Raw genomic sequence first — 26,474 nt, forward strand, 5'->3', positions numbered from 1 at the left:
GGGCGGACGACGGGACGGCGATCATGTCTTCGATGGTCGCCGACCGGCCCCCTGCCGTACAGATGACAGGGCCGCGCGCGAGACGGTCGTGGCGCTGTCGAAAACCCACTGGACCGATCTCCGCCTGTGATCCCTACGATATGACGGCAAGACATCTATGCGACCGGCCCGTTGGATGCGGGCCGGTCGGGGTCGCCGATGCCAGGGTCCGCTCCCCGGGCTGCGGTGATCTTCCTACCCAGGAGGACCTTCCGCATGTTCCGACGTATTGGCACTGCCGTCGTCCGGCATCCTGTCTGGACGATCGTGGCATGGCTGATCGCGGCGGTGGCGATCGTCGCCACCGCCCCGAGCCTGCCCTCGAACAGCGACGAAAGCAGTTTCCTGCCCAAGAGTTACGAGTCGATCAAAGCGGCCGATCTCCAGCAGAAGGCGTTCCCCAGCGCCTTCACGCCGTCCGCGATCGCGCTGTACCAGCGCACCGACGGCGGCAAGCTCAGTCAGGCCGATCTCAAGGACGTCACCCGGATCACCACCGAGCTGGGCGACAAACACATCGATCAGGTACAGAAGGTCGTCCCCGGCCCGCCGTCCAAGGACGGCAGGTACACCCTGACCCTGGTGCAGATGGACAGCAAGAAGGCGGGTCAGCCCGTCCAGGCGGACGCCGCCAAGGTGTTGCGCGACGACGTCAAGCAACTGGCCAAGGGCACGGACCTGGAGGTCAAGCTCGGCGGTTCGGCCGCACAGGCCCTGGACCAGCAGGACTCGTCCAAGCGCGGTGAGGCGCTGATCGGCATCGGCACCTTCGTGATCATCCTGGTGACCCTGCTGATCATCTTCCGGGCGCCGATCCTGGCGTTCCTGCCCCTCCTGCTGATCGGCGTGGTGTCGGCGATCGCCAATGGGCTGATCGCGTACGCCACCAAGCTGTTCGGACTTCAGGCCAACAGTTCCGTCTCGTCGATCCTGATCGTCGTGCTCTTCGGCGTGGGCACGGACTACTTCCTGTTCCTGATGTTCCGCTACCGCGAACGCCTGCGCGCGGGTGACGAACCCAAGCAGGCCATGATCAACGCGGTCGACCGGGTCGGGGAGGCCATCGCCTCGGCGGCCGGCGCGGTGATCATCGCCTTCCTCGCGCTGGTGCTGTCCACGCTGGGCTTCCTCAAGCAGATGGGCCCGGCGCTGGCCATCTCGGTCTCGGTCACCCTGATCGCGGGGCTGACCCTGATCCCGGCCGTGGTCTCGCTCATCGGCCCGAAGGTGTTCTGGCCCTCGAAGTCCTGGCAGCAGGAGCCGGCCAACGCGCGCTTCGCGGCCCTGGGCCGCGGTGTGCAGCGCCGCCCGGCGCTGACCGCCGCGGTCTCCGGCCTGATCCTGGTCGTGCTGTCGCTCGGCACGCTCGGCTACAAGGCCACGTTCGACCTGGCGTCGGGTTCCATGCCGAAGACCAAGGAGTCCATGGTCGTCCAGGACGAGATGCAGACGGCGTACTCGGCGGGTGCCGCCGCGCCCACCGACGTCTATCTCTCCAGCAGCGACGGCAAGCCGCTGGACAGGTCCGCGTTCGACGCCTACGCCTCGAAGCTCGGGGCCGTGGACGGTGTCGCGAGCGCCCGGATGTCCCAGGTGAACAAGGCCGGTACGACCGCGGACTTCACCGTCACGCTCAAGTACGAGGCGTCCACGGACAAGGCGATCGACGCCGTGGGCCGGGTGCGGGACGTCGCGCACGCCGACGCTCCCGAGGGCACCGAGGCCGTCGTGGGCGGCATGTCCTCGATCTACAAGGACATCGACTCCGCGGTCAACCACGACTACCGGACGGTGTTCCCCGTCGCCGCGCTGCTGATCATGGTGATCCTGGGACTGCTGCTGCGCAGCATCGTGGCTCCCTGGTACCTGATCGCCTCGGTGGGGCTGGGCTTCGGTGCCACGCTCGGTGCCACGGTCTGGATCTTCCAGGAGGCGCAGAACAAGCCCGGACTGATGTTCATGCTCCCGGTGATCATGTATCTCTTCGTGGTCGCCATCGGAACGGACTACAACATCCTCATGATCGCCCGGCTCCGCGAGGAGGCCCGAGAGGGACGCGAGCCGCGCGAGGCGGCCGGGATGGCGCTGCGGCACGCCGGGCCGACGGTGGCCGCGGCGGGCTTCATCCTGGCGGCGACCTTCGCCACGATGATGCTGGCGGGCAACGCGCTGCTCACGGAGATGGGCTTCGCGGTCTCCTTCGGCATCGCGGTCGCCGCGTTCGTCATGGCGATGTTCTTCACGCCGAGCCTCACCGCGCTGATCGGTCACGCCGCCTGGTGGCCGGGCCACGCCGACCGGGCGCAGCCGGCAGCGGACGCCGGCTCCTCGCCCGTCGAGGACGACGAGTACCAGGCCGCGGGGCGTCGCGGCTAGCGGCGTCGGGACAGCGGGTCGCGGCCAGCGGCCTCGGGACAGCGGGGGTCCGCCGGGCCGTGTGGTCCGGCGGGCCCCTTGCCCATTCCGGGAGTCGGCTCAGGTGAGGCGGGTGCGGCGCACCGTGTTGCGGAGTTCGCCCAGGCCGCTGACGCGGGTCACGACCACATCGCCGTCGGCGAGGAAGATCTGCGGGTCACGGGCGTTGCCGATGCCGCTCGGGGTGCCGGTGAGGACCACGTCCCCGGCGCGCAGGGTCATGCCGCGGCTCAGCTCGGCGATGATCCGGGGGACGGAGAAGGCCATCTGGCCGCTGGTCGCGTCCTGCAGCAACCGGCCGTTGACCTCGCACCGCACCCGCAGACCGGTGAGGTCGTCGATCTCGTCGACGGTCGTCAGCCAGGGCCCGAGCGGCATGGTCGCGTCGATGCTCTTGCCCTTGAGCCACTGGCCGCCGTGCGCCCGCTGGAGATCGCGCTGGGAGACGTCGTTGGCGACGAGCAGGCCGAAGACGTGGTCCAGGGCCTTCTCTTCCGGGATCGAGCGTCCGTCGCGGCCGATGACCAGCGCGATCTCGGCCTCGTAGTCCCATTTGGCGGAGAGGCCGGGGTCGTAGGCGATGTCGTCGGCCGGGCCGATGACCGTGTCGGGGCCCTTGGTGAAGAAGGTGGGGTGCTCGGGCCGCCCGTCCGGGTCCTGCCCGTCCCGCTTGCCCTTCGACTCCTCGAAGTGGTCCCAGTAGTTCCAGCCGGTGCACAGGACGTCGCGGTTGAAGCGGTGCAGCGGGGCTTCCAGACGGATCCCGGACAACGGCACGGTCTCGCCGGGTGCCGCGGTGCGGACCGCCTCGAGGGCCTCCGGGCCGCCGCGGACGACGTCGTCGACGGTGCCGATCTCCGCCGGCAGCACCGTGACCGTCCGCTCGGACTCGTCCACGACGCCGGACCGTCGCACGCCGTCGACGGCGAGGGATGCAAGTTTCACGTCGCCCCTTTCGCTCTGCCGGGGTTCGGGCACCCCACGACCGCCCGCGGATCGCGAGTCGACGCATTGACTTTAAATGACGGCCGTGAAAAATACGAGATACCACTTCCCCCTCCCCTCGGAAGGCCGGCCATGACTCCTGAAGCGGCCCGCACCGTCCACCGATGCCGCGTGGAGTGGCCGGACACCGACGCCTCCGGGCACTACCACAACTCCGCTGTCGTGCGGTTCGTGGAGGCCGCCGAGGCGACGCTGGTGCGCGAGCGCGGCCTCGTCGGCTATTTCGGTGCCGCGCCCCGCGTGCGCTACGAGGTCGACTTCGCCGCCCCCCTCTGGTTCCAGCAGGAGGTGACGACGGTCCTCGACGTGGAACGCGTCGGCACCTCCTCCCTGACGTTCCGGTTCGAGGTGTGGGGCGAGGAGACCGACGGCCGGCCGCGCCGGCTCGCCGCGTCCGGGCGCTACACGGTCGTACACGTGCCGCAGAGGGAGGAACGGGTGAGCGCGCCCTGGCCCGCCGAGTGGATCGCCGCCCTCGCCGTGGCCCCTGCGGACACGGGAACGGGCGGGGCCGGGCAGCCGTAACCGCCTGCGGGAGATGCCGCCGAGCCGGTGAGGGCACGGCGCGCGGCGGCCCGGCCGCGGGAGCCGGACCGCCGTGCCGTGCGGGCGGGTCCTACGCCGCCCGTGATCGCCGTGCGCGGGTCCTACGCCGCAAGGGCGTGGCCTGGATGCAGGACGACCTTGGTGTAGCCCTCGATCCGCTGGTCGAACTTCTCGTAGGCGCTCGGTGCGTCCTCGAGCGGCAGTTCGTGGGAGACCACGAAGCTGGGCTTGGCCCGCCCGGCGATGATCAGGTCGCGCAACTGCCGGTTGTACTGCTTGACGTTGCACTGACCGGTGCCCATCTGCTGCCCCTTCTCGAACATCCGGCCGATGGAGACCAGCAGCAGGCCGTGCTTGGCGTGCTCGTCGGGTCCGCCCGGGTCGGACGGGACGTACAGGCCCGGTACGCCGAGCATGCCGGTCGGCCGTACCGTGTCGACGAGGGCGTTCAGGACGATGGCGGGTTCCTCGTGGCTCGCGTCGTGTGCCTGGGCCTGGTAGCCGACGGCGTCGACGCCCTTGTCCGTGCCCTCGCCCCCGGTCTGTTCCTTGATCTGTTCGGCCGGGTCGCCCTTGGTGAAGTCGATCGGTATCGCTCCGATCTGCTCGGCCTTGGCGAGCCGCTCGGGCACGCGGTCGACCGAGAACACCTTGGACGCGCCCCGCAGCAGCGCGGAGTACGCCGCCATCAGCCCGACCGGGCCGGCTCCGAAGACCGCGACGCTCTCGCCAGGGGTCACCCGGGCCAGCTCACAGCCGTGGTAGCCGGTCGGGAAGATGTCGGCGAGCAGCACGAAGTCGGTCTCGAACTCCTCGCCCGGCGGCAGCTTCAGACAGTTGAAGTCGGCGAACGGCACCCGCAGCAGCTCCGCCTGCCCGCCCTCGTAGGGGCCCATGGCCACGTAGCCGTAGGCTCCGCCGGCGAAGCCCGGATTGACCGTGAGGCAGAAGCCGGTCTTGCCCGCCAGGCAGTTCTTGCAGAATCCGCAGGCGACGTTGAACGGCATGACCACGCGGTCGCCCTTGGACAACGAGGTCACGCCGGCGCCGGTCTCCTCGACTATGCCGAGGTTCTCGTGTCCGAAGACGATGCCCGACTCGGCGGCCGTACGGCCCTCGTACATGTGCAGGTCGGATCCGCAGATGGCGGTCGACGTGACGCGTACCAGCACGTCGTTCGGGTGCTGGATGCGCGGATCGTCGACGTCCCTGACCGCGACGCTGAAGGGCTTCTCATACACAACGGCTTTCACCTGGGTTCACCTCCGCGTGGAACGCCGGGACACGACGACGGACCGCACAGACCGAGGCTCTGGCCAGGAGAAACATGTCGAGACAGAGCCCCCGGTCCATGCCGCAACCCTAGGCGCTCGTGTTTCACCATCGGATACTTCCAGAAAACGCCGCTCACGCGGGCGCTGCAACTCCCTGGAAAAATCGCCTGCCCGAACCCCCGGACCCCGGCGGCCGGACGCGCCGCCACGGCGGCTCCACCGCCTCGGTCACGGGGGCCGCGCCGCGGCCCTCGGCCGCCGCCCGCACGCCACCGCGCGCCACCGCGATCCTGCGCCCCGCCGCCCCTGACCCGGAGCGGCGCGGTGAGCAAGACGGCACCGCGGGTCCCCGCCCTCCGCGCCCCGCCACCGCCCGACCGGCTCGCCCGTTGATCCGCCCCGCCCGGCGCGCCGTCCTCGACATCACCACCATGTCCGGACGCAGATCCGCAACGGGCTCGGCGTGTTCACGCAGGTGCGGCTGTCCCCGACCGTCGTACTGGAGTACCCCACGCTGCCCGAGCTGACCGCCCACGTCCTTGCGGCGCTGGGCGTGGACGTCCCCGGCGACCACTTCTCGGTACTCCACCAGGAGGCCGACGGCACGGCCGCGGCGATCCGCGCCTGGCTGCCCCGCTGACCGCGCAGGACCACCACGAGGAGAGATCCCTGACGACATCGGACCACCACCCGATCGTCGGCGGCGGGCCGCCGGACGCCCCGGCCGTGCCGCCGTTCACCCCGGGCCGGCCCGGGGTCACCGAGGACGCCTGTGCCGGCTCCCGGTGTCTAGGGTGGGAGCCATGGACGCCAGGACAACACCCCTTGCTCCGGCCGCCGTTGACCCGGCGGAGCTGCTCGCCGACCCGTACGCGGTGTACGCCCGGCTCCGGGAGGCCGGTCCCGTGCACCGCTTTGCCGGAACCGACGGGCTGCCGGCCTGGCTGGTGACACGGTACGAGGACGTGCGGCAGGCCCTCGCCGACCCGCGGCTCTCGCTCGACAAGGTCCACGCGAAACCCGGCGGCTACCGGGGGCTCGTGCTGCCGCCCGCGCTCGACGCCAACCTGCTGAACATGGACCCGCCGGACCACACCCGGGTACGGCGCCTGGTGTCCCAGGCCTTCACCCCGCGCCGCATCGCCTTGCTGCGCGAACCCGTCCGGCGGACCGCCGACGAGCTGCTCGACGCCGTCGAACCGCTCGGCCGTACCGACCTGATCGCCGGCTACGCCGCGCCGCTGCCCATCGCCGTGATCTGCGAACTGCTGGGCGTGGCCGAGGAGGACCGGCCGGACTTCCGGTCCTGGACCGACGCGCTCGTCGTCCCGGACCCCACGCGGCCCGAGCGGGCGAGGGAGGCGGTGCAGGCGCTCCTCGCCTTCTTCGCCCGGCTCCTCGCCCGCAAGCGTGCCGAGCCCGCCGACGACCTGCTCTCCGCGATGATCGCCGTACGGGACGAGGAAGACCGGCTCAGCGAGGACGAGTTGATGTCCCTGACCTTCCTCGTCCTGTTCGCCGGGTACGAGAACACCGTCCACCTCATCGGCAACGCCACCCTCGCCCTGCTCCTCCACCCCTCCCAACTGGCCGCCCTGCGCGAGGATCCGGCCCGGATCGGCGCGGCCGTCGAGGAGCTGGCCCGCTACGACGGACCCGCCCCGCTCGCCATCCGCCGCTTCCCCACCGAGGACGTCACCATCGGCGGGGTCACGGTCCCGGCGGGCGAGACCGTGCTGCTGTCCCTGGCGGCGGCCCATCGCGACCCGCGCCGCTTCCCCGAGCCGGACCGGCTCGACATCGGCCGCGACGCCACCGGCCATCTCGCCCTCGGTCACGGCATCCACTACTGCCTCGGCGCACCGCTCGCCCGCCTGGAGACCGAGGTCGCCCTGACCGCGCTGCTGGAACGCCTCCCCGGGCTCGAACTCGACGTCCCCTCCGACGCGTTGCGCTGGCGCCCCTCGATGCGCACCCGCGGCCTGCTCGGCCTACCCGTGCGGTACTGAGTGGTTCCGGCGGGAGAAGCGGCGCACCTCCGGGAAGCGGTCCGGCAGGGCTTCGCCGGTACGGCCGCGCAGTCGGCGGTCGAAGAAGTCGGCGAGGCAGGCCCGTTCGGCGGTGATCGCGCGGGCCGGGGCGATGGTGCCGATGTTCTGGACGACCGTCTCGCGGGGCAGGCCGAGCTGACGGGCGATCTGCGGGATCATCGCCTCCGCGTCGGTGTACGTCGCGTGTTCGGCGCCGCGCAGGGTCAGGCCTTCGCCCCAACCCCGGCTGTGCCGCCACAGGGCGTTCCAGGAGGGCACCGTGCTCAGGTCGTTGCCGTCCTTGCCGACCAGCAGGAACGGGCGGTCGAGGCCTTCGGCGGCGACAGCCGAGAGGTAGCCGGAGTCGCTGTCCTCCTGGACGTACGCGAGGACGCCGTCGAAGTCGGCCGCCGCGGCGATACGCCGGTCGTCGTGCATCGCCTGCAACGCGGTGAAGCCCCCGGCCGAGTGGCCGAACATGCCGAGACGGTCCCAGTCCGCGAGGCCGCGCAGTTCCCCGGGCAGCGCACCGGGCAGGGCGTCGAGGAGGAAGCGGGTGTCGGCCACCCGTACGGCCATCGTCTTCCTGAGCAGCGCCCTGATGCGCGCCGGGTCCGGGTACGCCTTGTCGAACTCGGCGGGCAGCACGGTGCGTTCGACCCGGCCGCCGGGGAACTGGACGGCCGAGGCGTCGTAGGTGTGGTCGAGTGTCGCCACGACATAGCCCCGGGAGGCGAGGTCGTCGCAGAGGGTGGTGCCGAGGGAGCGCGGGTCGCCGGCGCCGGGCGAGTAGCAGACGACCGGGTACGGCCCCCGGTCCCGGTCGGCCGGGGCGCCCCGGTACGCGTGGGTGCGGGTGGCCGCCCAGTCGACCTTGTCGCCGGGCACATGGGTGAGGTTGTTGACGGCGGCGAAGCCGGCGGCCTCCCCCGGCAGCATCTGCGGCGCCCTGGGATGTCCGCCGACGGCCCGCGCCGGGTAGCGGACACCGATCATCAGCTCCCGGTACGGCTGGTCCGTCATCCAGGGATCGGCACGTGAGGTGTCGACGAGGCGCAGGGAGACCGTGCCCACCGGGTGCGGTCCGCTGGGCGCGGGCAGTTTCAGCCGTACCGGCACGGCCTTGCGTGGCGTCGCCGCCGACGCCGTGCCCGTGGTGACGGCGGACAGGGTGGTGGCGGCGACGGCCGACAGGACAGCGGCGCGGCGACTGAGCACGGACGGCCTCCTTGGCTGCGGGTGTTCGGTGACTCCTCTCAGCTTTGTGGACCGGACCGGCCGGGACCATCCGGCCTACCGGTCGCCGCACCCGGGGGCTGGCCGTACCCCGGGCCGGGGGCGCATGGCCGGTCCGGCGCCGGGACGGCGGTGTCAGGAAGGCGGTCAGGAAGCGGTGAGGCGCAGGTAGTCGAGGTTGAAGCCGCCGGTCTCGCAGTAGACGGTGACCGTCTGTTCCCCTGCCCGGAGGGCTACGGGTACGTGCACCGACTGGTAGCTCGCCCAGCCGCCCGTGGCCGGCACGGACGCGGTCGCCAGGGTCGTGCCGCTGTCGTCCCGCAGGGACACGGCGTTCGCCGCGGTGGCGGCCGTGCCGTTGGCGACGCGCAGTTCGAGATCGTACGTGCCGGTCTCCGGCACGTCGACGCGGTAGGTCAGCCAGTTGCCTGCGGCGGTCCAGCCCACGTTCCTGCCGCCGCTGGCGGCCGGGTTGCTCTCGATGAAGTTGCTGCCGTCGGCGGCCCAGCCGTGCTGGTCCGTGTACCCCTCGGCCTCGATCCTCTCCCCCACGGGTGCCGCGTGCGGGCGGACGGTCAGGTGGAGGGTCACCTGGTCGTGGGCCCGGCCGTCGGTGGCGTAGAAGGTCAGGTCCTGCTCGCCGGTGGCCGTCGGACGGATGGTGACCAGGCCGGTCGCCGGGTCGAGGGTGACGCCGTCGGGCAGTTCGGTGGCGTAGTAGGAGAGCCGGTCGCCGTCCCGGTCGGTGGCCTTCAACCGCACCTGCGTGGTGCCGTACTGGTCGGCGACGACGTCGGCGGCCGGTGCGAGGACCGGGGCGTGGTTGCGGGAGCCCGTGGCGGCCTTGCCGTGCCACCGGTAGGTGGCGAAGGAGCCCGCCGGTACCGTCACGACGAACGTCTGGTCGCCGACGACCACCCGGACCCTGCGGTCGGATGCGGCGCCGTTGCCGAGGACGGCCACGTAGCCGCCGTCGCGGGTCCGGTAGACGACGTTGCTGACGCCGTCCGCGGCGGCGCTGGACTCCAGGCGTACGTCACCGGGCGACAGGTACTTCGCGAACTGCCCCAGCTGGTAGAGCTCGTCGCGGACCGTGAACTCCTTGGTGCCGGTGTTCACCGTGACCAGCCGGTCGGGCCACTTGGTGGTGGCGGCGACCTGGTCCCAGTCGATGTTGTTGTCCCGCGACGGCGTCCAGTGCAGGGTGCCGCCGTCCTGGTCGGTGGTCTGGGCCCACAGGATGTAGGAACCGGCGTCGAGGCGGAAGTCGTCGAGGACGGTCGAGGGCGACAGGTCGCTGGTCTCCGTGAGCTGGACCGGCTTCCCGGTCTGCTCGTAGGCGTCGCGCATGACGGTCGGGTCGCCCCAGTAGGGGTGGAAGGCGATGGCGTCCGCCGCCTTGCGGACCTGGGCGCCGGTCACCGAGCCGTCCGGGGCGTCCTCGAAGATGCGGTAGTAGTTCTTCGTCGCCGTGCTGTTGGGGTCGTGCCAGTCCCAGAAGTTGAAGTCATGTACATACAGCTGGGTGCCCAGGTGGGCGGCACGGACCTCACGCTTGATCGCCAGCGCCAGCTTCTGCTGCTGCGCGACGCTGATGTCCATGGCCGGGTAGACGACGTCCATGCCCGGCTCGTTCAGCAGGGTCAGCGCGTCCACGCGGATGCCCTGCCGGGCGTACGCCTGGACGTACTTGACGTAGTACCGGGCGAACACCTCGATGCAGTCGTCCCGCAACTTGCCGACCTGGTAGTAGTCCGTGCTGCTCCCGGGCTTGAGGGCGACCTCGCCGAGGAACCGGTTGTTCGTCTTCATCCAGGCCGGCGCGCTCCACGCCGACGCGAAGAACGTGGCGCGGGGGTTGTAGCGCTGGATGAGTTTGATGGTGTCGACGATGTGCAGGTCGAGGTCCCGCTGGATGGAGAAGTGCTTCAGGCCGAAGTCCTCGGCGAGTCCGGCGGGCAGGTCGTCCTCCGACCAGAACGGCAGGTGTTCGATGAGATCGGGGCTACCGATCGTCAGCCGGAACCGGTCGAGTCCCGCGCCGTGCTCGGGGTCGACAAGGAGCCGGATGGCTTCGGCACGTTCGCCGGGGGTGAGCTTCCACAGGTTGGACACGCTCGTCTCGTCCAGGGAGAAGCCGATGCCGGTGTACTGCTGCCGGAGGGCGCTGGGGTCGGCGACCACGGTGGCGTCGACGGGGCCGTGGGTGTCCGTGCCCGTCCTGACGATCGGCAGGGGGCGCCAGGTCTGGGCGCCGCCGGTGGAGTAGGTGCCGGTCACGACCTGGCCGTGCCCGGTGCGCGCGCTCGCGGGCCGGTCGGCCTGCGCGGTCGGGCCCGCGCCGATGAGTGGCAGTGTCATTGCAGCCACGGCCGCGATCGTGGTGAGCGTACGTCTCACAGCTGCTCCTGGGCTCTGGTGGGTCGGGGGTGTTGCCGTGCCGAACCGGAGGCGCCTGACCGCTGCGCCACCAACGGCTCACTGGGAACGCCGACTTGAGATCCAAGCAATGTCCCCGATGTTAAGTCAAGGCGTGAAGAAAGGGTTTCGCGGTGGGGGGTGCCGGCGCCCGGCCGGTGTGACGGGTACGGCCGGGCGCCGACGGCCCGTCAGCTCAGGGCCGGTGACGTGCCGGGCCGGACCAGATGCCGGGCGAAGAAGCGGACCGCGCTGTCGGCCTCGAACCTGGGCAGTTCCTTGTGGAGGCCGGTGTTGGCGTGCAACGTCTTCTCCTTCGAGGCGAAGGCGTCGAACAGTGCGAGTCCGGCCGCACGCGGAATGTGCTCGTCGTCCCACTGGAGCGCGAACTCGACGGGCACGGTGATCCGCCGGGCCGGCTCGGCGAGGGCATCGGGCCAGTGCAGGCCGAACACCGCGGCGGTGATCCTGGGCTCGACGGCCGTCAACGGCACCCCGATCGCGGTGCCCATGTTCAGGCCGTAGTAGCCGACCGGTCCCCCGGTGCCGATCTCCGGAAGCTCCTGGAGGGCGTCGAGGGTCGCCTGCCACTCCGGTACGGCGCGGGCCGCCAGGTGGGCGTTGTAGCGGACGACGACGGGGCCTTCGGGCTCGCCCGCCTCCCTCGCCCGGTACAGCTCGGCGATCTCCCGTTCGTCGTGCGCGGTGCGGGGCCGGTCACCGTGACCGGGCGAGTCGATGCAGGCGACGTGGAAGCCGCAGCCGGTCACCAGGAGGCGGGCCCGGCCCGTCATCGCCGGCCACTTCTTGTGGGTGCCGCCGCCGTGGCCCATCAGCACCAGGGGCGCGCGATCGGGACCGGACTCAGGGCCGGACTCGGGCGACCAGAGCACGCCGGGGATCTCGCCCAGGGTGAAGTCGCGTTCGACGACACCGTCCGACGTCGTCCGGGCGGTGAAACGCAGGGACTGCATGAGTTGTTGCCTTTCGGGATGGCCTTCTCCTACAGGCGCTCCCGGCGACACCTACGTCAATCGCCCGACCGTGACGGGAGAGGGAGCACCCACTCTGCTACAGCGTTCACGGGTCTCACCTCCTCGCACGACATCACGGCTCCCCGGACGCTACGCACCCGAGCCCGGCGCGTCCAACGGATTTACGGCCCGTACGACGACGTCCGCGCGTCGGTTCGTCCAGCGCCCTGGATCCTTGTCCATGGACGAGGCCGCCATCGCCGGTGGGGGTCGGTTCATGGGTGACATCGGGTCCCGTCCCCGGCATGATCACCGGGTGACCGACGCGGCCCATGGAGTGGCCCTGGCCGCGAGCGCCAACGTCTGCGTCCGAGTCCGTCAGGGGAACGGTCAGGCGCCCAGGCGGTTGATGTCCTTGCTGTACAGCAGCCGGTTCTCGGTCACGCCGGGGCGGGTCAGCGCCAGCATGGCGCGGGCGAGGTGTTCCGTGGTCGTCGTGTGGGCGGGCAGAAGCCGGTGCAGCAGCGGGTAGAGCCAGGACGTGAGGGCGTACATGACACGGTAGGAGCGGGTCCGGGAGACCGCTCCGTGGCGGGGCTGGATATAGCCGGGGCGGAGCATGTACGCGTTCATCGGCATCGCCAGGAGCGCGTTCTCGGTGCGCCCCTTCACCCGCGCCCACATGGTGCGGCCCTGTTCGGTGCTGTCGGTGCCCTCGCCGGAGACATAGGTGAAGGTCGGTCCGGGGCCGGCGGCGACCAGCGCACGGGCGGCCGCGAGGGTGAAGTCGTGGGTGACGCGGGTGTACTCGGCCTCGCTCAGGCCCGCGGAGGAGACACCGAGACAGTAGAAGCAGGCGTCCAGGCCGGTCAGCCGGTCGTTGATGGCGGACAGGTCGGTGAAGTCGTCGTGGATGACTTCGGTCAGCTTGGGGTGCGTGACGCCGAGCGGGCGGCGACCCACCACGAGGACGCTGCCGACCTCGGGGTCGAGGAGGCAGGCGCGCAGGACGCCCTGTCCGACCATGCCGGACGCGCCGAAGACGACGACGTTCACAAGGGTCTCCATCACTGGAAGGCGGTGTCCGGCACCGTACCGGACCTCCACCGGCCGGGGGCGATGCCGGTCCGGTCGCCGAGGGCGCCGCCCCCTGTCCACGGCCGTTGCGCGGTCACATCCGCGATGATTTTATACATCTGTCAAACAGATAGCCGCAAGAAGGTACTGGAGGAGCCCCTCATGGCCGCCCACACCTCCGTCTCACCAGGGGAAGCCGCCGACCGGCTTGCCATCCGTGAGCTGATCGACGCCTACGCCCACTGCGCGGACCGGCGGGACGCCAAGGGCCAGATGAGCCTGTTCACCGAGGACACGCGTTTCCTGGTGTTCATGGACGCCACGGCGGCGGAGCCGACGCAGGAGCTGCACGGCCGCACCTCCCTCGCCCCGGTGTTCGACAACCTCAACTCGTATCGGACGACGACCCACTTCAACGGGCAGAGCACCGTCTCCCTCGACGGCGACCGCGCCACCGGCGAGAGCTACTGCCTGGCCCACCATCTCTCGGTCGGGGACGACGGCGGGCGCACGCTGATGATCGCGTCGATTCGCTATCTCGACGAGTTCACCAGGCAGGACGGCGAGTGGCTGTTCGCCGAGCGCCGTCTGATGGTCGACTGGACGGAGACGCGCCCCTCGACCCCGTGACCTTCGGGCGTCGCGGAGAAGGGTGCGCGCGGTGGGACCGGGTACCCGGCGGCCACGGGAGAGCGAGTCGGACACCGACCGCCCCCGGTGACGAGCCGTTTCCGACGAGGAGGAACAGATGAGCACGGTCAAGAAAGCCGTGGACGTCGCGGTCCCGGTCCACACGGCCTACAACCAGTGGACCCAGTTCGAGGACTTCCCGAACTTCATGGAGGGCGTCGAGGAGGTCAGGCAGCTCGACGACCGGCACAACCACTGGACCACGAAGATCGGCGGGGTGCGGCGCGAGTTCGACACCGAGATCGTCGACCAGCTGCCGGACGACCGGATCACCTGGCGGGCGATCGAGGGTGACATCCGGCAGCGTGGATCCGTCCGGTTCGAACCGCTGGACGAGACGCACACCCGGGTCGAGCTCACGATGGACATCGAGCCCAGCGGCATGGCCGAGAAGGGTGCCGACGCACTCGGCCTGATCGACCGCCGCGTCAACGGCGACCTCAACCGCTTCAAGGACTACATCGAGCAGCACGGAGGCGAGACGGGCGCCTGGCGCGGTCGCATCCGCCCCGGCAATCCCGGCTCGGCCTACTGACCGACCCCCCCGAAGGCTCCGGGGAACCCCGAGAGCGTCGTACGGCTCCGGCTGCTGGCCCACGTGGGCCAGCAGCCGGAGCCGTCACTTCACGCCGCTGCCGCGCTGTGCGAGGAGCCGCCGCAGCCGGGCTACCAGCGGGGGCGGGTCTGGTCCTCGCTGGACCTGGTGGGGGCGTTGCCCAGCTGGTGCGGGGTGAGACGGTCACCGTCGCTCCCGGCCCGCGGCACCTCGTTCGGCTCGCGCATCTCACGCTCCTCGCGCACCGGTCCCGTGCGGGGCGGAGTGGGGTGTTCCGAGCGCCGGGGCGGCGCGGACTCCCGCCGCCGTACCCCGATGCCGAGGCGGACGGCTCCCACCAGCGCGGCCACGACGAGCAGACCGCAGACGACGATCACGATCATCCCCACCGCCGAGCCGGCGGCGGCCAGTTGTTCATGAGTCCTGTACATCCGCTCCGGGTACCCCCCGCGGCACGGTGGACACCCCAGAGGCGGCGCGGCGGCCGGGACGGCATTCGCGGGTCGCCCACGGAAGCGGCCGGAAGCGGCCGGCACAGGAGCGTCCGGGACCCGCGCGGGGTCGGTCTGTCGAAGACCCTGCCTCCCCCGCCCCCTCCTCATTCGGGCGACACACCGTGCACAACCCGGCGGACAGGGGGTACTCGGCAGCGGACTTCAGTCGGACCGCTCAAGGTGGTGGACGCCGTGCCCAGGCCAGGAGGGACCGACGGCAGCGCCCGTCGTCGCCGTGATCGTCTGCGACCACGAGGACATCGAGTCGCCGCTGCCCGTACGAGCCTCGCCGGGCGCCGGGCCGTACGGCATCCGCGCCGTCCGTAGCTCGCCCATCACCTCAGGAAAGGTTTTCCGCCATGTCGACGAAGGTCTCCGACTACATCCTCCAGCGGCTGCGCGAGTGGGACGTGGAGCATGTCTTCGCCTACCCGGGTGACGGCATCAACGGTCTGCTCGCGGCCTGGGGACGGGCCGACAACAAGCCCACGTTCATCCAGTCCCGCCACGAGGAGATGTCCGCGTTCGAGGCCGTCGGCTACGCCAAGTTCTCCGGCCGGGTCGGGGTCTGCGCCGCGACCTCCGGACCCGGCGCCATTCATCTCCTCAACGGCCTGTACGACGCCAAGCTCGACCATGTACCGGTGGTCGCGATCGTCGGGCAGACCAACCGCAGCGCCATGGGCGGCTCCTACCAGCAGGAGGTCGACCTGCTGAGCCTGTACAAGGACGTCGCCTCCGACTTCTGCGAGATGGTCACCGTCCCCGAGCAGCTCCCGAACGTGCTCGACCGGGCGATGCGCACCGCCGTGGCACGCCGGTCGGTGACCGCCGTGATCATCCCGGCCGACGTCCAGGAGCTGGACTACGCGCCGCCCGGGCACGCCTTCAAGATGGTGCCCTCCAGCCTCGGCATGCCGCACTACGCCCCGGTGCCGGACGACGACGACCTCCAGCGAGCCGCCGACGTCCTCAACTCCGGCGGCAAGGCGGCGATTCTGATCGGGCAGGGTGCGCGGGGTGCCCGGGCGGAGGTGCAGGAGGTCGCCGACCGGATGGGCGCCGGCGTCGCCAAGGCGCTGCTGGGCAAGGACGCCCTCGACGACGACCTGCCGTACGTCACCGGGGCGATCGGGCTGCTCGGCACGCGGCCGTCGTACGAGCTGATGCGGGAGTGCGACACACTGCTCGTCATCGGCTCGTCCTTCCCCTACACCCAGTTCCTGCCGGAGTTCGGCAAGGCGCGCGCCGTGCAGATCGACATCGATCCGCACATGGTCGGGCTGCGCTACCCCTTCGAGGTCAACCTGGTCGGCGACGCCGCCCGGACGCTGCGCCGGCTGCTGCCACTGCTGGAGCAGATGGAGGACCCCTCCTGGCGGCAGAAGATGGAGAACAACGTCAAGGACTGGTGGGACGTGATGGAGCGGCGGGCCGCCGTCGACGCCGATCCGATCAACCCGGAGTACGTCACCCACGCCCTGAACGGGCTGCTCCCGGACGACGTGATCCTCTCCGCCGACTCGGGTTCGGCCGCCAACTGGTACGCCCGGCATCTGAAACTGCGGGGCGGGATGCGCGGTTCGCTGTCGGGGACGCTGGCCACCATGGGGCCGGGGGTGCCGTACGCCATCGGCGCCAAGTTCGCGCACGGGGACCGGCCTGCGATCGCCCTGGTCGGCGACGGGGCGATGCAGATGAACGGCATGGCAGAGCTCATCACCGTGGCCAAGTACTGGCGGGACTGGGCGGATCCGCGGCTGATCGTGGCCGTCTTCAACAACCGGGACCTGAACCAGGTGACCTGGGAGATGCGCGCGATGGAGGGCGCCCCGCAGTTCCTGCCCTCGCAGTCCCTTCCGGACGTCGCGTACGCCGACTTCGCCCGCTCCCTCGGCCTGGACGGCATCCGGATCGAGCAGCCCGACGGGGTGACGGGCGCCTGGGAGGCCGCGCTCGCCGCCGACCGGCCGTGCGTCCTCGACTTCGTGACCGACCCGGCCGTACCGCCGATCCCGCCGCACGCCACCCTCGACCAGATCGAGGCCGCGGCCTCCGCCGTCCTCAAGGGCGACAGCGACCGGGCGGCGATGGTCCGCCAGGGCTTCAAGGCCAAGATGCAGGAGTTCCTGCCGCACCACCGTGCAGCGGGGCGGCGATGAAGGACCCCGGCCTGTTGCCCGAGGAGCCGGCGGATGCCGCCGGCTCCTCGGGCAACAGGGGGCAGGGGCGGCAGCCACCGACGGGGGCCCACGCCGAGGCTCACAGCGGGTCGGTCCAGCGGCCGTCCGAGCGGGTCAGGGCGAACGCGCGGAGCGTGCTGCCCGCGAGGAGCACGGTGGCGAGCAGCAGCGGCAGGGTGGGGGCGCCGTCGCGGACGGCGAAGGCGCCGATCAGGGCCCCGGCGCACATCGCCAGCACCGAGAGGGCACGCCGGCCGGTCCTGCCTCCGCCGCCCCCGGCGGCCCTGCTGTCGGAGGCCATGCCGGTGATGGTCAGGGTCAGGACGGTCGTGGTGAGGTCGGGTACGGCGAGCGCGCGGGCGGTCGCGTTCTGGACGCCCATGGCGAGGCCGAGGAGTGCGATCAGCGAGTACCGGGTCCCGGCGGTGTCCAGGGGGGCGCCGTACCGGGCGACGGCGTAGGCCGCCAGGAACAGGACCGTCTCCACGACGAGCGCCAGGCGCAGCACGCGGCCGCGGTGCGCGCGGGCCCGGTGCGCGATCCGGCCGCCCACCAGGGCGCCCGCGCCGAAGGCGGCCAGCGCGGCCAGCGAGGCGGCGAGGGAGAACCCTGCGGCGCCCGCGATCGCGAAGCCGGAGAAGACCACGTTGCCGGTCATGTTGGCGACGAAGACGTGGCCGAGCACCAGGTAGCTGAAGGCGTCCACGAGGCCGGTCACCACGGTGAGGGCGAGCATCAGCGGGGGCAGGGGGCCATGGCGGTCCGCCGGGTCGGGCAGCACGGTCGCCCGTGCCTCACGGAGTACGGGCTGGACTGCATCCTTGATCGACATGACGGTCCCTTCGGGACTGGAGCGAAACCGCACCTCGCGGGGTGCGTCCTCTCCAGCCTCCGGCCACCCCGGTCCCCCTGTCCAACATATGGATCCGGGTGCAGCGATCGGTCATGCCGATCGTTCGCGGACGTGCTGTTCGAGGACTTCGAGAAACGCCTCGGCGGCCGGAGCCAGTCGGGTGCCGTCGTACACCACGCAGATGTGGTGCACGGCCTCGTCGTCCGTCAGACGCAGCATCCGCGCGCCCCGGGGCAGCTCGTCGGCGGCGTCGAGGCCGAGCACGGAACCGGGGCCGACGACGGTGGACCGGGGTACGACGGTGACGCCCACCCCGCGTGCGGCCAGCCGGATCATGTCGTGGATCTGACCCACCTCGAAGTGCTGCCCCGCCTCCGCTCCCGCGCGGGCGAAGGCCGCCTCGACCTGGCGGCGCAGGCCGCTGCCCCGCGTGAACTGGATCAGCGGGTGGCTGTCCGGCAGCTCGGCCAGGTCGATGGCCTTCCGGTTCGCGAGAGCGTGCTCGCGCGGTACGACGGCGACCAGCGGGGCGCTGCCCAGCGTCCGGTAATCCAGCCCCTCCGGCACCTGCCGGGCGGCGAGTCCGATCACCCCGACATCGAGGGTGCCGGCGAGGACCGCGGCGGCCGTCCGGGAGCTGGGATCGTTGGAGACGCGCAGGTCGACGCCGGGATAGCGGGCGCGGTAGTCGGCCAGCACCTCCACCATGTCGAAGGGCACGGCCATCGTCTGCACCAGGCCCAGCCGGAGCCGGCCCCGGCGCAGACCCGCCAGCGCGTCGAGGGCGGCCTGGGCGTTGTCGACGTCGGCGAGGATGCGCCGGGCCCGCGGCTCCAGCAGCTCACCGGCTGCGGTCAGCCGTACCGAGCGGCTCGTGCGGCTGAAAAGCGGGGCACCGACGTCCTTCTCCAGCCGGGCGATCTGCTGGCTCAGCGCCGACTGCGCCACATAACAACGCGCGGCGGCCTGGGTGAAGTTGTGGGTCTCGGCGACCGCCAGGAAGTACCTGAGATGGCGCAGCTCCATGGACATCAATCTCCCCCACCGATCGATCGAGGTCAATTCATACGCCAGGCCGATGCCGGCATCGACGCCGCGCCACGGTGCGGGACACGGCGACGTGAACGCGCGCCGGCGGCAGCACCGGACACGGTGGTCGAAGATCGTTGCGCGTACGCTCGAGCACATGGTTCAGCATCGATTGATCGACGTGAACGGAATCCGGCTGCACATCGCCGAGGAGGGTTCCGGCCCGCTGGTCGTGCTGCTGCACGGCTTCCCCGAATCATGGCACTCGTGGCAGCACCAGTTCGGCCCGCTGGCCGCGGCCGGCTTCCATGTGGTCGCCCCCGACCAGCGGGGCTACGGCAGCAGCGACCGCCCCGAGGACGTCGACGCGTACACCATCTTCCACCTGGTCGGCGATGTCGTCGGGCTGATCCGGGAGTTGGGCGAGGAGAAGGCGTTCGTCGTCGGGCACGACTGGGGTGCGCCGGTGGCCTGGCACACCGCGCTGTTCCGCCCGGACCTGGTGCGCGGGGTGGCCGGGCTGAGCGTGCCGCCGCCGTTCCGGGGGACGACGCCGCCGCTGCAGGCCATGGACGAGATGTTCGGTGGCCGCTTCTACTGGAACTACTTCGACCGGCCGGGTGTCGCCGACGCCGAGTTCGGCCGCGACCCGCGCACCACGCTGCGGAAGTTCTTCTTCTCGGCCTCCGGCGAAAGCGGTTCGGTCGGGCAGCCCCTGGTGGACCCCGAGCGCGGCTGGCTCGCCGACATGCCGGATCCCGAGCGGCTGCCGTCGTGGTTCACCGAGGAGGACCTGGACGCCCTCACCGAGAGCTTCTCCCAGGGCTTCACCGGGGCGCTGAACTGGTACCGCAACCTCGATCGCAACTGGGAACTGACCGCTCCCTGGCAGGGTGCCCGCGTCACCCCGCCGGCGCTGTACGTCTACGGCGACCGTGACGTGGTCCCGGCGTTCCCCGGTACGCCCGAACTCATCGAGCGGCTTCCCGTGCTGATGCCCAATCTGGTGCGCAAGCCCCTCAAGCTGGCCGGCTGCGGCCACTGGACCCAGCAGGAGCGTCCGGACGAGGTGAACGCGGCACTGGTCGAGTTCCTCGAGTCCCTTTCCTGAGCGCTCCTCCGCGGTCGGGCTCCGCGGTCCGCGCCTGCCTCTACGATCTTCTCGTGAGCGCGTGGAACAAGAGCCTGACCGCGGCCGGCATCCGGGATGCGGAGCTGCGACGGGACTACGGCACCCAACGGCGTACGGTCCGGCGGTATCGCCGGAGCGCCTATCTGGCCTGCCGGATGCTGCTGCCACCCGCGGTGCAGCCCCATGTGGTGGCCGCGACGGCCGTGATGCACCACGGGGACGACCTGCTGGACAGCGGTCCCGAGGCGGGGCGTGCGCAGGCGTGGGCCGACTGGGAGCGGCGGGTTCGTGCGGGGCTGGAGACGGGGACCAGTGCCGATCCCCTGGTCCGCACTCTTCTGCACACGGTCGCCGCGCATCCCCGGCACCGGGCGGTCGTGGAGGCCTATCTGGGCACCGCCACCGCCGAGTTGGAGTTCACCGGCTTCGAGACCGAGGCCGACTACCAGGACTACCTCGACGCCTACTCGATGCCGGCCTTCCTGCTGATAGGCGCGCTGCTGGGCCCCGAGACCGATCCCGGCGGACGGTTCCTGGCCGGCTGCCGCAGGCTCATCGACGGCAGCCAGCGGCTGGACTTCGTCAACGACCTCGCCGAGGACCTGCGGGAGGGCCGGCCGGGCATCCCGAGGCAGACCCTGAAGCGTTTCTCGGTCACGGCGGAGGACCTCGCGGCGGGGCAGGCCTCGCCCGGTCTGCGTTCACTCGTGGCACACGAGGTCGAGACCGCCCGGGCGGACCTGCGGTCGGCCCGGGAGCTGCTCGACCTGATCCCGGCCGCCCACCGCCCGCTGGTGGGCACTCTGATCGAGATCGAACTGCTCACCGCCGAGGCCGTGCTCGCGCCCGGCACGGACGTGTTGCGCGGCTCGGCGTCGCCGTCCACGGCGGGCACCCTCAAGCTGGTGCTCGGTGCCCGCCGCGGGGCGGTGCGTGCTCAGCGGTAGCAGCTGGTGACGCCCGGGTGCCAGGGACAGGCGATCCCGGCGAAGCCGCCGTCGGCGACGACCTCGACGCTCAGGACGTCACCACCGCGCAGGACCTGACTCTCCTGGACCAGGCCTTCGGCGCCGTCCCGGATCGTCTGCACCAGCCACCGTCCACGGCCGATGCTCAGGGGGACCGTGGCGGTGTGGGCGGCGCCGGCGTATACCCCGCCCAGGAACCAGCGGTTCCCGCCGCGGCGGGCGAGGACGGCTTCCCGGCCTGGGCTGCCGGTCAGCAGGCGGGTGTCGTCCCAGGCCGCGGGCAGCTGGTCGAGGAAGTCCCGGGCGAGCGGCCGGGCGTCGTACGACTCGGGGGTGCCCGCCAGCATCTGGAGGCCGGACTCGTAGGCGACGGTGAGTCCGGTCTCGGCCGCGTCGGAGTCCGGGCGCTGGCCGACGCGCTGGAAGCCGCCGGGGGTGAAGTCCATGGAGCCGATGACGTTGCGGGTGAAGGGGAGGGTGGTGAGGTGGGCGGCGGTGTTGGTGCGCTTCTCCTCGCCGCCGACGGCCTCCATGCTCATCACCTGGGGCCAGGTGCGCTGGATGCCCTTGGGGAGGGTGGCGCCGTGGAAGTCGACCAGGAGGTGGTGGGCGGCGGTCGCCGGGAGGATGGCGTCGTACCACTGGAGCATCGACTGCGCCTCGGAGTTCATGAAGTCGATCTTCACGCCCTTGACGCCCCAGCGTTCCAGGGTCGGCAGCCACTGGGCGCGTTCCTCGGGCGTGTCGAGGTCGCGCTGGTGGATCCAGACCACGATACCGACGCCCTTGGCGCGCGCGTAGTCGACGAGTTCGGGCAGCCAGCTGTCGGTCCCCCAGTTCGGGTCGGTGGTGTCCCACGCGTCGGTCTTGAAGTACCAGCCGGCGTCGACGGCCTCGTAGGGCCAGTGCCGGGCGGCCGCGTAGTCGACGTACGCCTTCTGCGCGGCGAGGCTCTGGCCTGCCGTGCGGCCGCCGGCGAGCCAGGTCCACAGCACGGTGCCCGGGTGGATCCAGGACGGGTCGGCGACCTCGGACGCGGGAGCGAGGTCGTCGGTGAAGGTGGACCGGGTGACGGTGGCGAGGTCGCCGGTGATCATGGCCCGCCAGGGGGTGGCGAGCGGCCCGTCGGTGTGGACCTGGGTGTCGGCGAGCCTGACGCGGTAGGTGCCGGTGCCCTGGGTGTGCGCGAGCCGGGCGCCGGAGTAGGTGCCGGTGAGGTCGGACTCGGCGAGCAGGGTGTAGCCGCCGGGGGTGGCGAAGAGAGCCTGGTCCGAGTACTCGCCGCTGGGGGCGGTCGCGGCGGTGTACTGGTTGAACTGGCCCTCGTTGTCGACCCGGTAGGTGCTGAGCCAGGCGCCCGCGTCCGCCGGCAGGTCGAACGCGGAGGTCTCGCCGAGCACGTCGCCGGATCCGGCGGGCAGGACGTATCGGTAGGCGATGCCGTCGGCGGAGGCGCGGACGACCAGGTCGAGGCGGGCGCCGGAGGCGGTGCCGAAGGACAGCCGGGTCTCGTTCATGCGCACCCTGCGGTCCAGCCGTTTCCCGGACTTCGCCCGGTAGTGCTCCTCGACGGTACGGTCCTTGCGGTGCAGGAACCGCAACCCCTGTGACAGGTCGGCCTGTTGGGTGACGACGCCGACGGGCGACGGCTCGATCACGGTTCGGCCGGCACGGGAGACCGCGAGGCTGAGGGTGCCGGTGGTGGTGTCGAGGTCGATACGGGCCCGGGGTGCGGGGGCCGCCTCGGACACGGTCCAGGTGCGCGACCGCTGTTCGGCCCGGGCGGGCGTGGTGGTCAGGAGGGTGGCCGCGAGTCCGGCGCAGAGCGCGGCGACCACGGTTCTGGGGAGCGGAACAGCCATGGAAACCCTGTCTTCCGGTCGGTGGTTACGGCAGTCCCCACGCCGCGCCCGGTTCGCTGACGGCGACCGGTGCGATGACGAGGTCCGGGCGGGAGCCGGAGTGCACGAGCACCTCGCGGCCGCGGGGCAGGTCGATGGCGAGGGTGCCGTCGCCGAGGTCGTGGGTGCGGGCCGGGGTGCCGTCGTCGAGCAGGACGGTGAGCGGGCCGGTCAGGCCGTGCCGGAGTCTGAGGGGCTCGCCTGCCAGGCTGCGGATCCGGATGAAGCGGGTCTGTCCCGCCTTGCGGACGGCGCTGACCAGGAAGGCGCCCTGGGTGCGGAAGTTGTGCAGGGTGAGGTCGGCCCAGGCGGTCGGTACGGCGGGAAAAACGCGGACGATCCCGCCCCAGCTCTGGCAGAACATGTCGTGCAGGGACTGCGAGGCGGACAGCGGGGTCTCGATGACCGGACCGGCCTCGGTGTAGTGGGTGTTGGCCCGGCAGGGGTAGCGGGTCGTGGGGTCGAAGAACTTCCGCAGGTAGCCGATGGCGGTGTCGCCGTCGCCGGTCATCGCGTACATGGAGGCGGCACCGGTGTAGCTGTAGCCGCGGTGGGCGCCGGTCAGCGCGTGCCAGCGGACCACGGACTTCGTGATCAGGTCGCGGTTCTCCGGCTGGTCCCAGTTGACCAGGTACAGCGGGTACACCATGAGCAGGTGCGAGTAGTGGCGGTGGGACTGGTCGTACGGGGTGTCGGCGCCGATCATGAAGCCGTTGTCGTCGACCGGGTACGGGGTGAGCCGGGCCAGCACCTCCTGCCAGCGGGGCTTCGACTCGTCGTCGATGCCGAGCAGTTCGGCGGAGTCGAGGAGGGTCTGGCAGCCCCAGCGGATCAGTGCCAGGTCGTAGTTGGTGTCCTGCGGCGGGACGATCGGGTACTCGGGTGAGAGCGTGCTGGGGAGGTGCAGCCTGCCGTCGCTGCCCGGGGTGAGGAAGTGCAGGTAGTAGTTGACGGCGCGGCGCAGCACCGGGTAGATGGTGTCCCGGAGCAGGGACTTGTCCATGGAGTGCCGGTAGGACAGCCAGACGTTGTGCAGGGCCCAGGTGAGGTCGCCGGTCTCGGCGCCCGTGCCGGGCCGGCCCACCTCGCGGACGGCGAACATGTCGGAGCTGCGGCCGATGCCGGAGCTGTCCGAGCGGTAGGCGGCGGGCACGTTGGCGGTGAGCTGTTCCTGGTTCTGGCGCAGGGTGGTGGCGAGGGCGTCCAGTTCCGGGTGGTTGAAGGCGTGGATCAGCCAGTATTCGAGCTGGACGTTGAGGTTCCACCAGACCGCCGGCCAGGGTGTGGGCTCCAGCCAGGGGCCCGGGGTGGCCATGACCGGTCCGTCCGCGCGGCTGGCGCAGGCCACCTTGTAGAGCTGGATCCAGTGGAAGCTCTGCAGCCGCTGGTCGGGGAAGGACACGAAGCTCTTCCGGTAGAAGGCGTGCCACCAGCGGGTGTGCCGTCGTCGGAGGGTGCCGTAGGACGTCGCGCGGCGCAGGTTGCGGCGGGAGTCGGCCTCGGCCGCGGTGTCCGAGGGGAAGCTGTGGCCGACGCTCAGCAGGAGCTCGTCGCCGGTACGGCGGTAGGAGGTGGCCGTCTGGCCGCCGCCGGTGAGAGGTTGGAGGACCTGTTCGGTGCCGTCGGCCGACGTCCGTTCGGTCCAGGGCGGGTTGGCGGTGTACCCGGCGGGCGGTGACTCCTGGATCTTCCGGGGGCTGACGGCCTCCTCGGGATGGAAGGTCCAGGTGACCTGTTCGCCGTCGTGGGCCGTGGCGCGGACGGCGAGGACCTCGTCGTGGATGAGGGCGGCGAGGGTGAGGGTGCCGGCGGTGGTGGTGACGGTGCCGGTGAGTTCGGCGTTCCACAGGCTCAGCCGCCAGTCGACGGCGGTGACGGTGCCGGCCGGTTCGAGCGTGAGGTGGCCGACCGGGAGGCGGGCGGTGCCCCAGCCGCTGCCGAACTCGGGCCGGTGGTCCTGGACCCGGCCGTGCTGCACGGTGAAGCGGATCCGGTTGGCGCCCGGCTCCTGGTAGATCATGCTGCCGAGCAGCCCGTCGCCGAGGAACGGCGCCTCGTACCAGAGGGCGGGCAGTCTGCTCCACACCAGGTCCTGTCCGCGCAGGAACCGGTCCCAGGCGCCGTCGGTGGTCATGGTGTCGCGGAGTTTCCAGGGGTGTCCGTGGCCGGCCGGCGCCGCTGTGGGCTGCTGTTCGGCGTGGGCGGTTCCGGGCAGGGCCGCGGCCGCCGCGCCGCCGAGGGCGGTGCCGAGTACGGCTCTGCGGGGCACGGGTGAACGTTGCTCCGGGTGCGAGGTCATCGTCGTCCTCCAGACCTGATGGATCCTTGATACATCGGGTGTATCGCGGAACCTAGCAGCGCACCTGAACCTGTCAACCGCCTCAACAGGTCAAGCCTGTTCCCCGCTCGGGGCGGTGAGCTCTACGTTCACATCGACAACCCCGGCTCAGGTTCTTGACTCCTCCGATGAATTGACTTGTTCCGGCGCAGCCGAATGCGCGCGTCGGTCATCTCGGAGGGTGGCAGTGGCCGGGTTCGACGCCGTCGGCCGCGACCCGTTCTCCGGGTCGCGGCCGACGAAGAGGGGCCCCAGACAGGCAGATCAGCCCTTGTGCCACTTCTGGTTGGGGGTGCCGGCGCAGGTCCACAGCTGGAGCTTGGTGCCGTTGCCGGTGCCGTTGTCGGTGACGTCCACACACTTGTCGGCCAGGGAGCTGACCAGGTCGCCGGCCGAGCTGAGGTAGAACAGCTGGGCGCGGTTGCCACTGCACCTGGCGACCTGGATCGCGGTGCCGTTGGCGGTGTTGCCCCAGGCCAGGTCCATGCACAGGCCGAGCGAGCGGATGGTGCCGTCCGACTGGAAGACCCACTTCTGCTTGGCCGCGCCCGAGCAGTCCAGGATCTCCAGCCGGGTGCCGTCCCCGCCCGCGTTGGTGACGTCCACGCAGCGGCCGGACGGGTTCCCGATCAACGCCACGCCGGGGACGGTGGTGGTCTTGGTGCCCCCGCTCGACGAGGAGCCCCCGGCGGAGGACTTCCCGCCCGAGGACGACGACTTGGTCCCGCTCGACTTCGAACCGGACGAGGTGGAGCCCGAGTTCGTGCCGGACTGCGAGTTCGAACCGGAGCTGACTGATCCGCCGCCGGACTGCTGCCCGGCCGAGCCGGCGCCCGTGCCGCCGCCGGACCCGGAGCCGCCGGAACCGGTCTTGGCAGGCTTGTGGGAGGGGGTGTGGGACGGCGTCGGTGACGAGGACGTGGAGAGCGACTCCGACGTGCTGGACAGCGTGGTCGGCTCCCCCGGGGCCACCGCCGCGGCCGGTGTGGTGTCCGGGTCCGGGAAGAGGTCGACGTGGCTCAGTACCGGTACGGCCAGGGCGACGACGACGGTCAGTCCGGCCGCCGCGGCCACGGTCGCCCACACGCGTACGCCCGGCACCAGCCCGCGGCGGGGCGTGGCGGGACGGTGGGCGAAGGTGTCACTGAAACGTCCCGCCGGACTGCCGGACCGTTCCGCCGAGGGCCGGGGTTTACGAAGGGGCGGCACGTCGTCTCCTGAAGGTCTCGTGAAGTTCTCGGAACGCCCGGAACGAGCGGGACACAGGAACAGTAACCAAGGCGGGGCGCAGCTCAGGACGCCTGTCCACGAAGATC

At 71.2% G+C, this 26,474-nt stretch carries 22 protein-coding genes; 9 read left to right on the forward strand and 13 right to left on the reverse strand.

The features are described from left to right. Positions 1-255 precede the first annotated feature (255 nt). On the forward strand, positions 256-2,415 hold the full coding sequence (locus tag ACZ4N4_RS25955) for an MMPL family transporter (protein WP_467592559.1): 2,160 nt from the start codon (positions 256-258) through the stop codon (positions 2,413-2,415). 99 nt (positions 2,416-2,514) lie between these two features. Here the strand turns inward: ACZ4N4_RS25955 and ACZ4N4_RS25960 are convergent, their stop codons facing one another. Further along, entirely contained in the window at positions 2,515-3,399 is an 885-nt protein-coding gene (locus ACZ4N4_RS25960) for a fumarylacetoacetate hydrolase family protein (RefSeq protein ID WP_467592561.1), read from the reverse strand. 132 nt (positions 3,400-3,531) lie between these two features. On the opposite strand from ACZ4N4_RS25960, the gene ACZ4N4_RS25965 reads away from it, so the two are divergent. Further along, positions 3,532-3,984: an acyl-CoA thioesterase gene (locus ACZ4N4_RS25965; protein WP_453576246.1), complete on the forward strand. Its 453-nt coding sequence runs from the start codon at positions 3,532-3,534 to the stop codon at positions 3,982-3,984. A 122-nt stretch (positions 3,985-4,106) separates the two neighbouring features. On the opposite strand, the gene ACZ4N4_RS25970 is transcribed toward ACZ4N4_RS25965, so the two are convergent. Beyond that, positions 4,107-5,258, reverse strand: coding sequence for a glutathione-independent formaldehyde dehydrogenase (locus ACZ4N4_RS25970; RefSeq protein ID WP_467592564.1), 1,152 nt, complete (start codon positions 5,256-5,258; stop codon positions 4,107-4,109). 484 nt (positions 5,259-5,742) lie between these two features. Here ACZ4N4_RS25970 and ACZ4N4_RS25975 point away from each other — a divergent pair, with 484 nt between their 5' ends. Both ACZ4N4_RS25975 and ACZ4N4_RS25980 read left to right on the forward strand, forming a co-directional pair. Then, the gene (locus ACZ4N4_RS25975) at positions 5,743-5,919 is read left to right on the forward strand and encodes a hypothetical protein (RefSeq protein ID WP_467592566.1); all 177 of its coding nucleotides are present in this window, start codon (positions 5,743-5,745) and stop codon (positions 5,917-5,919) included. Positions 5,920-6,082: 163 nt separating this feature from the next. Beyond that, positions 6,083-7,288 (forward strand): cytochrome P450 family protein, encoded by a 1,206-nt coding sequence (locus ACZ4N4_RS25980; RefSeq protein WP_467592568.1) that lies wholly within the window; start codon positions 6,083-6,085, stop codon positions 7,286-7,288. Here ACZ4N4_RS25980 and ACZ4N4_RS25985 read toward each other — a convergent pair. The 4 genes from ACZ4N4_RS25985 to ACZ4N4_RS26000 form a co-directional block, all read right to left on the reverse strand. Beyond that, positions 7,271-8,527, reverse strand: a complete 1,257-nt coding sequence (locus ACZ4N4_RS25985) for an alpha/beta hydrolase family protein (RefSeq protein WP_467592570.1) — start codon at positions 8,525-8,527, stop codon at positions 7,271-7,273. The two genes, ACZ4N4_RS25980 and ACZ4N4_RS25985, sit on opposite strands and share 18 nt — an antisense overlap. Before the next feature lie 165 nt (positions 8,528-8,692). Beyond that, entirely contained in the window at positions 8,693-10,945 is a 2,253-nt protein-coding gene (locus tag ACZ4N4_RS25990; RefSeq protein ID WP_467592572.1) for a carbohydrate-binding protein, read from the reverse strand. A 209-nt stretch (positions 10,946-11,154) separates the two neighbouring features. After that, positions 11,155-11,937: an alpha/beta fold hydrolase gene (locus ACZ4N4_RS25995; RefSeq protein ID WP_467592574.1), complete on the reverse strand. Its 783-nt coding sequence runs from the start codon at positions 11,935-11,937 to the stop codon at positions 11,155-11,157. A gap of 390 nt (positions 11,938-12,327) precedes the next feature. Next, a complete protein-coding gene (locus ACZ4N4_RS26000) occupies positions 12,328-13,005 on the reverse strand; it encodes a Rossmann-fold NAD(P)-binding domain-containing protein (protein ID WP_467592576.1) in 678 nt (225 codons plus the stop codon). Positions 13,006-13,176: 171 nt separating this feature from the next. Between ACZ4N4_RS26000 and ACZ4N4_RS26005 the strand changes: the two genes are divergently transcribed. Both ACZ4N4_RS26005 and ACZ4N4_RS26010 read left to right on the forward strand, forming a co-directional pair. After that, positions 13,177-13,644 carry a nuclear transport factor 2 family protein gene (locus tag ACZ4N4_RS26005; RefSeq protein WP_467592578.1) on the forward strand — a complete coding sequence of 156 codons (468 nt, stop codon included), beginning with the start codon at positions 13,177-13,179 and terminating at the stop codon, positions 13,642-13,644. 118 nt (positions 13,645-13,762) lie between these two features. Next, complete coding sequence (locus ACZ4N4_RS26010) at positions 13,763-14,239, forward strand: SRPBCC family protein (protein WP_453576226.1); 477 nt, start codon at positions 13,763-13,765, stop codon at positions 14,237-14,239. A gap of 131 nt (positions 14,240-14,370) precedes the next feature. On the opposite strand, the gene ACZ4N4_RS26015 is transcribed toward ACZ4N4_RS26010, so the two are convergent. Beyond that, entirely contained in the window at positions 14,371-14,691 is a 321-nt protein-coding gene (locus tag ACZ4N4_RS26015) for a DUF6479 family protein (protein ID WP_467592580.1), read from the reverse strand. A 225-nt stretch (positions 14,692-14,916) separates the two neighbouring features. Then, the gene (locus ACZ4N4_RS26020; RefSeq protein ID WP_467592582.1) at positions 14,917-15,090 is read right to left on the reverse strand and encodes a hypothetical protein; all 174 of its coding nucleotides are present in this window, start codon (positions 15,088-15,090) and stop codon (positions 14,917-14,919) included. 23 nt (positions 15,091-15,113) lie between these two features. Here ACZ4N4_RS26020 and ACZ4N4_RS26025 point away from each other — a divergent pair, with 23 nt between their 5' ends. Further along, complete coding sequence (locus ACZ4N4_RS26025) at positions 15,114-16,916, forward strand: thiamine pyrophosphate-requiring protein (protein ID WP_467592584.1); 1,803 nt, start codon at positions 15,114-15,116, stop codon at positions 16,914-16,916. A 100-nt stretch (positions 16,917-17,016) separates the two neighbouring features. On the opposite strand, the gene ACZ4N4_RS26030 is transcribed toward ACZ4N4_RS26025, so the two are convergent. Beyond that, a complete protein-coding gene (locus ACZ4N4_RS26030; RefSeq protein WP_467592586.1) occupies positions 17,017-17,769 on the reverse strand; it encodes a YoaK family protein in 753 nt (250 codons plus the stop codon). Between the two features lie 111 nt (positions 17,770-17,880). Further along, a complete protein-coding gene (locus tag ACZ4N4_RS26035; RefSeq protein ID WP_467592588.1) occupies positions 17,881-18,816 on the reverse strand; it encodes a LysR family transcriptional regulator in 936 nt (311 codons plus the stop codon). Positions 18,817-18,976: 160 nt separating this feature from the next. On the opposite strand from ACZ4N4_RS26035, the gene ACZ4N4_RS26040 reads away from it, so the two are divergent. Both ACZ4N4_RS26040 and ACZ4N4_RS26045 read left to right on the forward strand, forming a co-directional pair. Beyond that, a complete protein-coding gene (locus tag ACZ4N4_RS26040; RefSeq protein ID WP_467592590.1) occupies positions 18,977-19,930 on the forward strand; it encodes an alpha/beta fold hydrolase in 954 nt (317 codons plus the stop codon). Positions 19,931-19,983: 53 nt separating this feature from the next. Continuing rightward, a complete protein-coding gene (locus ACZ4N4_RS26045) occupies positions 19,984-20,898 on the forward strand; it encodes a phytoene/squalene synthase family protein (protein WP_467592592.1) in 915 nt (304 codons plus the stop codon). On the opposite strand, the gene ACZ4N4_RS26050 is transcribed toward ACZ4N4_RS26045, so the two are convergent. The 3 genes from ACZ4N4_RS26050 to ACZ4N4_RS26060 form a co-directional block, all read right to left on the reverse strand. Further along, entirely contained in the window at positions 20,889-22,781 is a 1,893-nt protein-coding gene (locus ACZ4N4_RS26050; RefSeq protein WP_467592594.1) for a glycoside hydrolase family 97 protein, read from the reverse strand. The two genes, ACZ4N4_RS26045 and ACZ4N4_RS26050, sit on opposite strands and share 10 nt — an antisense overlap. Positions 22,782-22,806: 25 nt before the next feature. Continuing rightward, positions 22,807-25,119 carry a glycosyl hydrolase family 95 catalytic domain-containing protein gene (locus ACZ4N4_RS26055; RefSeq protein WP_467592596.1) on the reverse strand — a complete coding sequence of 771 codons (2,313 nt, stop codon included), beginning with the start codon at positions 25,117-25,119 and terminating at the stop codon, positions 22,807-22,809. A gap of 303 nt (positions 25,120-25,422) precedes the next feature. Then, entirely contained in the window at positions 25,423-26,367 is a 945-nt protein-coding gene (locus tag ACZ4N4_RS26060) for a ricin-type beta-trefoil lectin domain protein (protein WP_467592598.1), read from the reverse strand. Between the last annotated feature and the right edge of the window lie 107 nt (positions 26,368-26,474).

It is taken from the genome of Streptomyces sp. NPDC026538 (assembly GCF_055567535.1).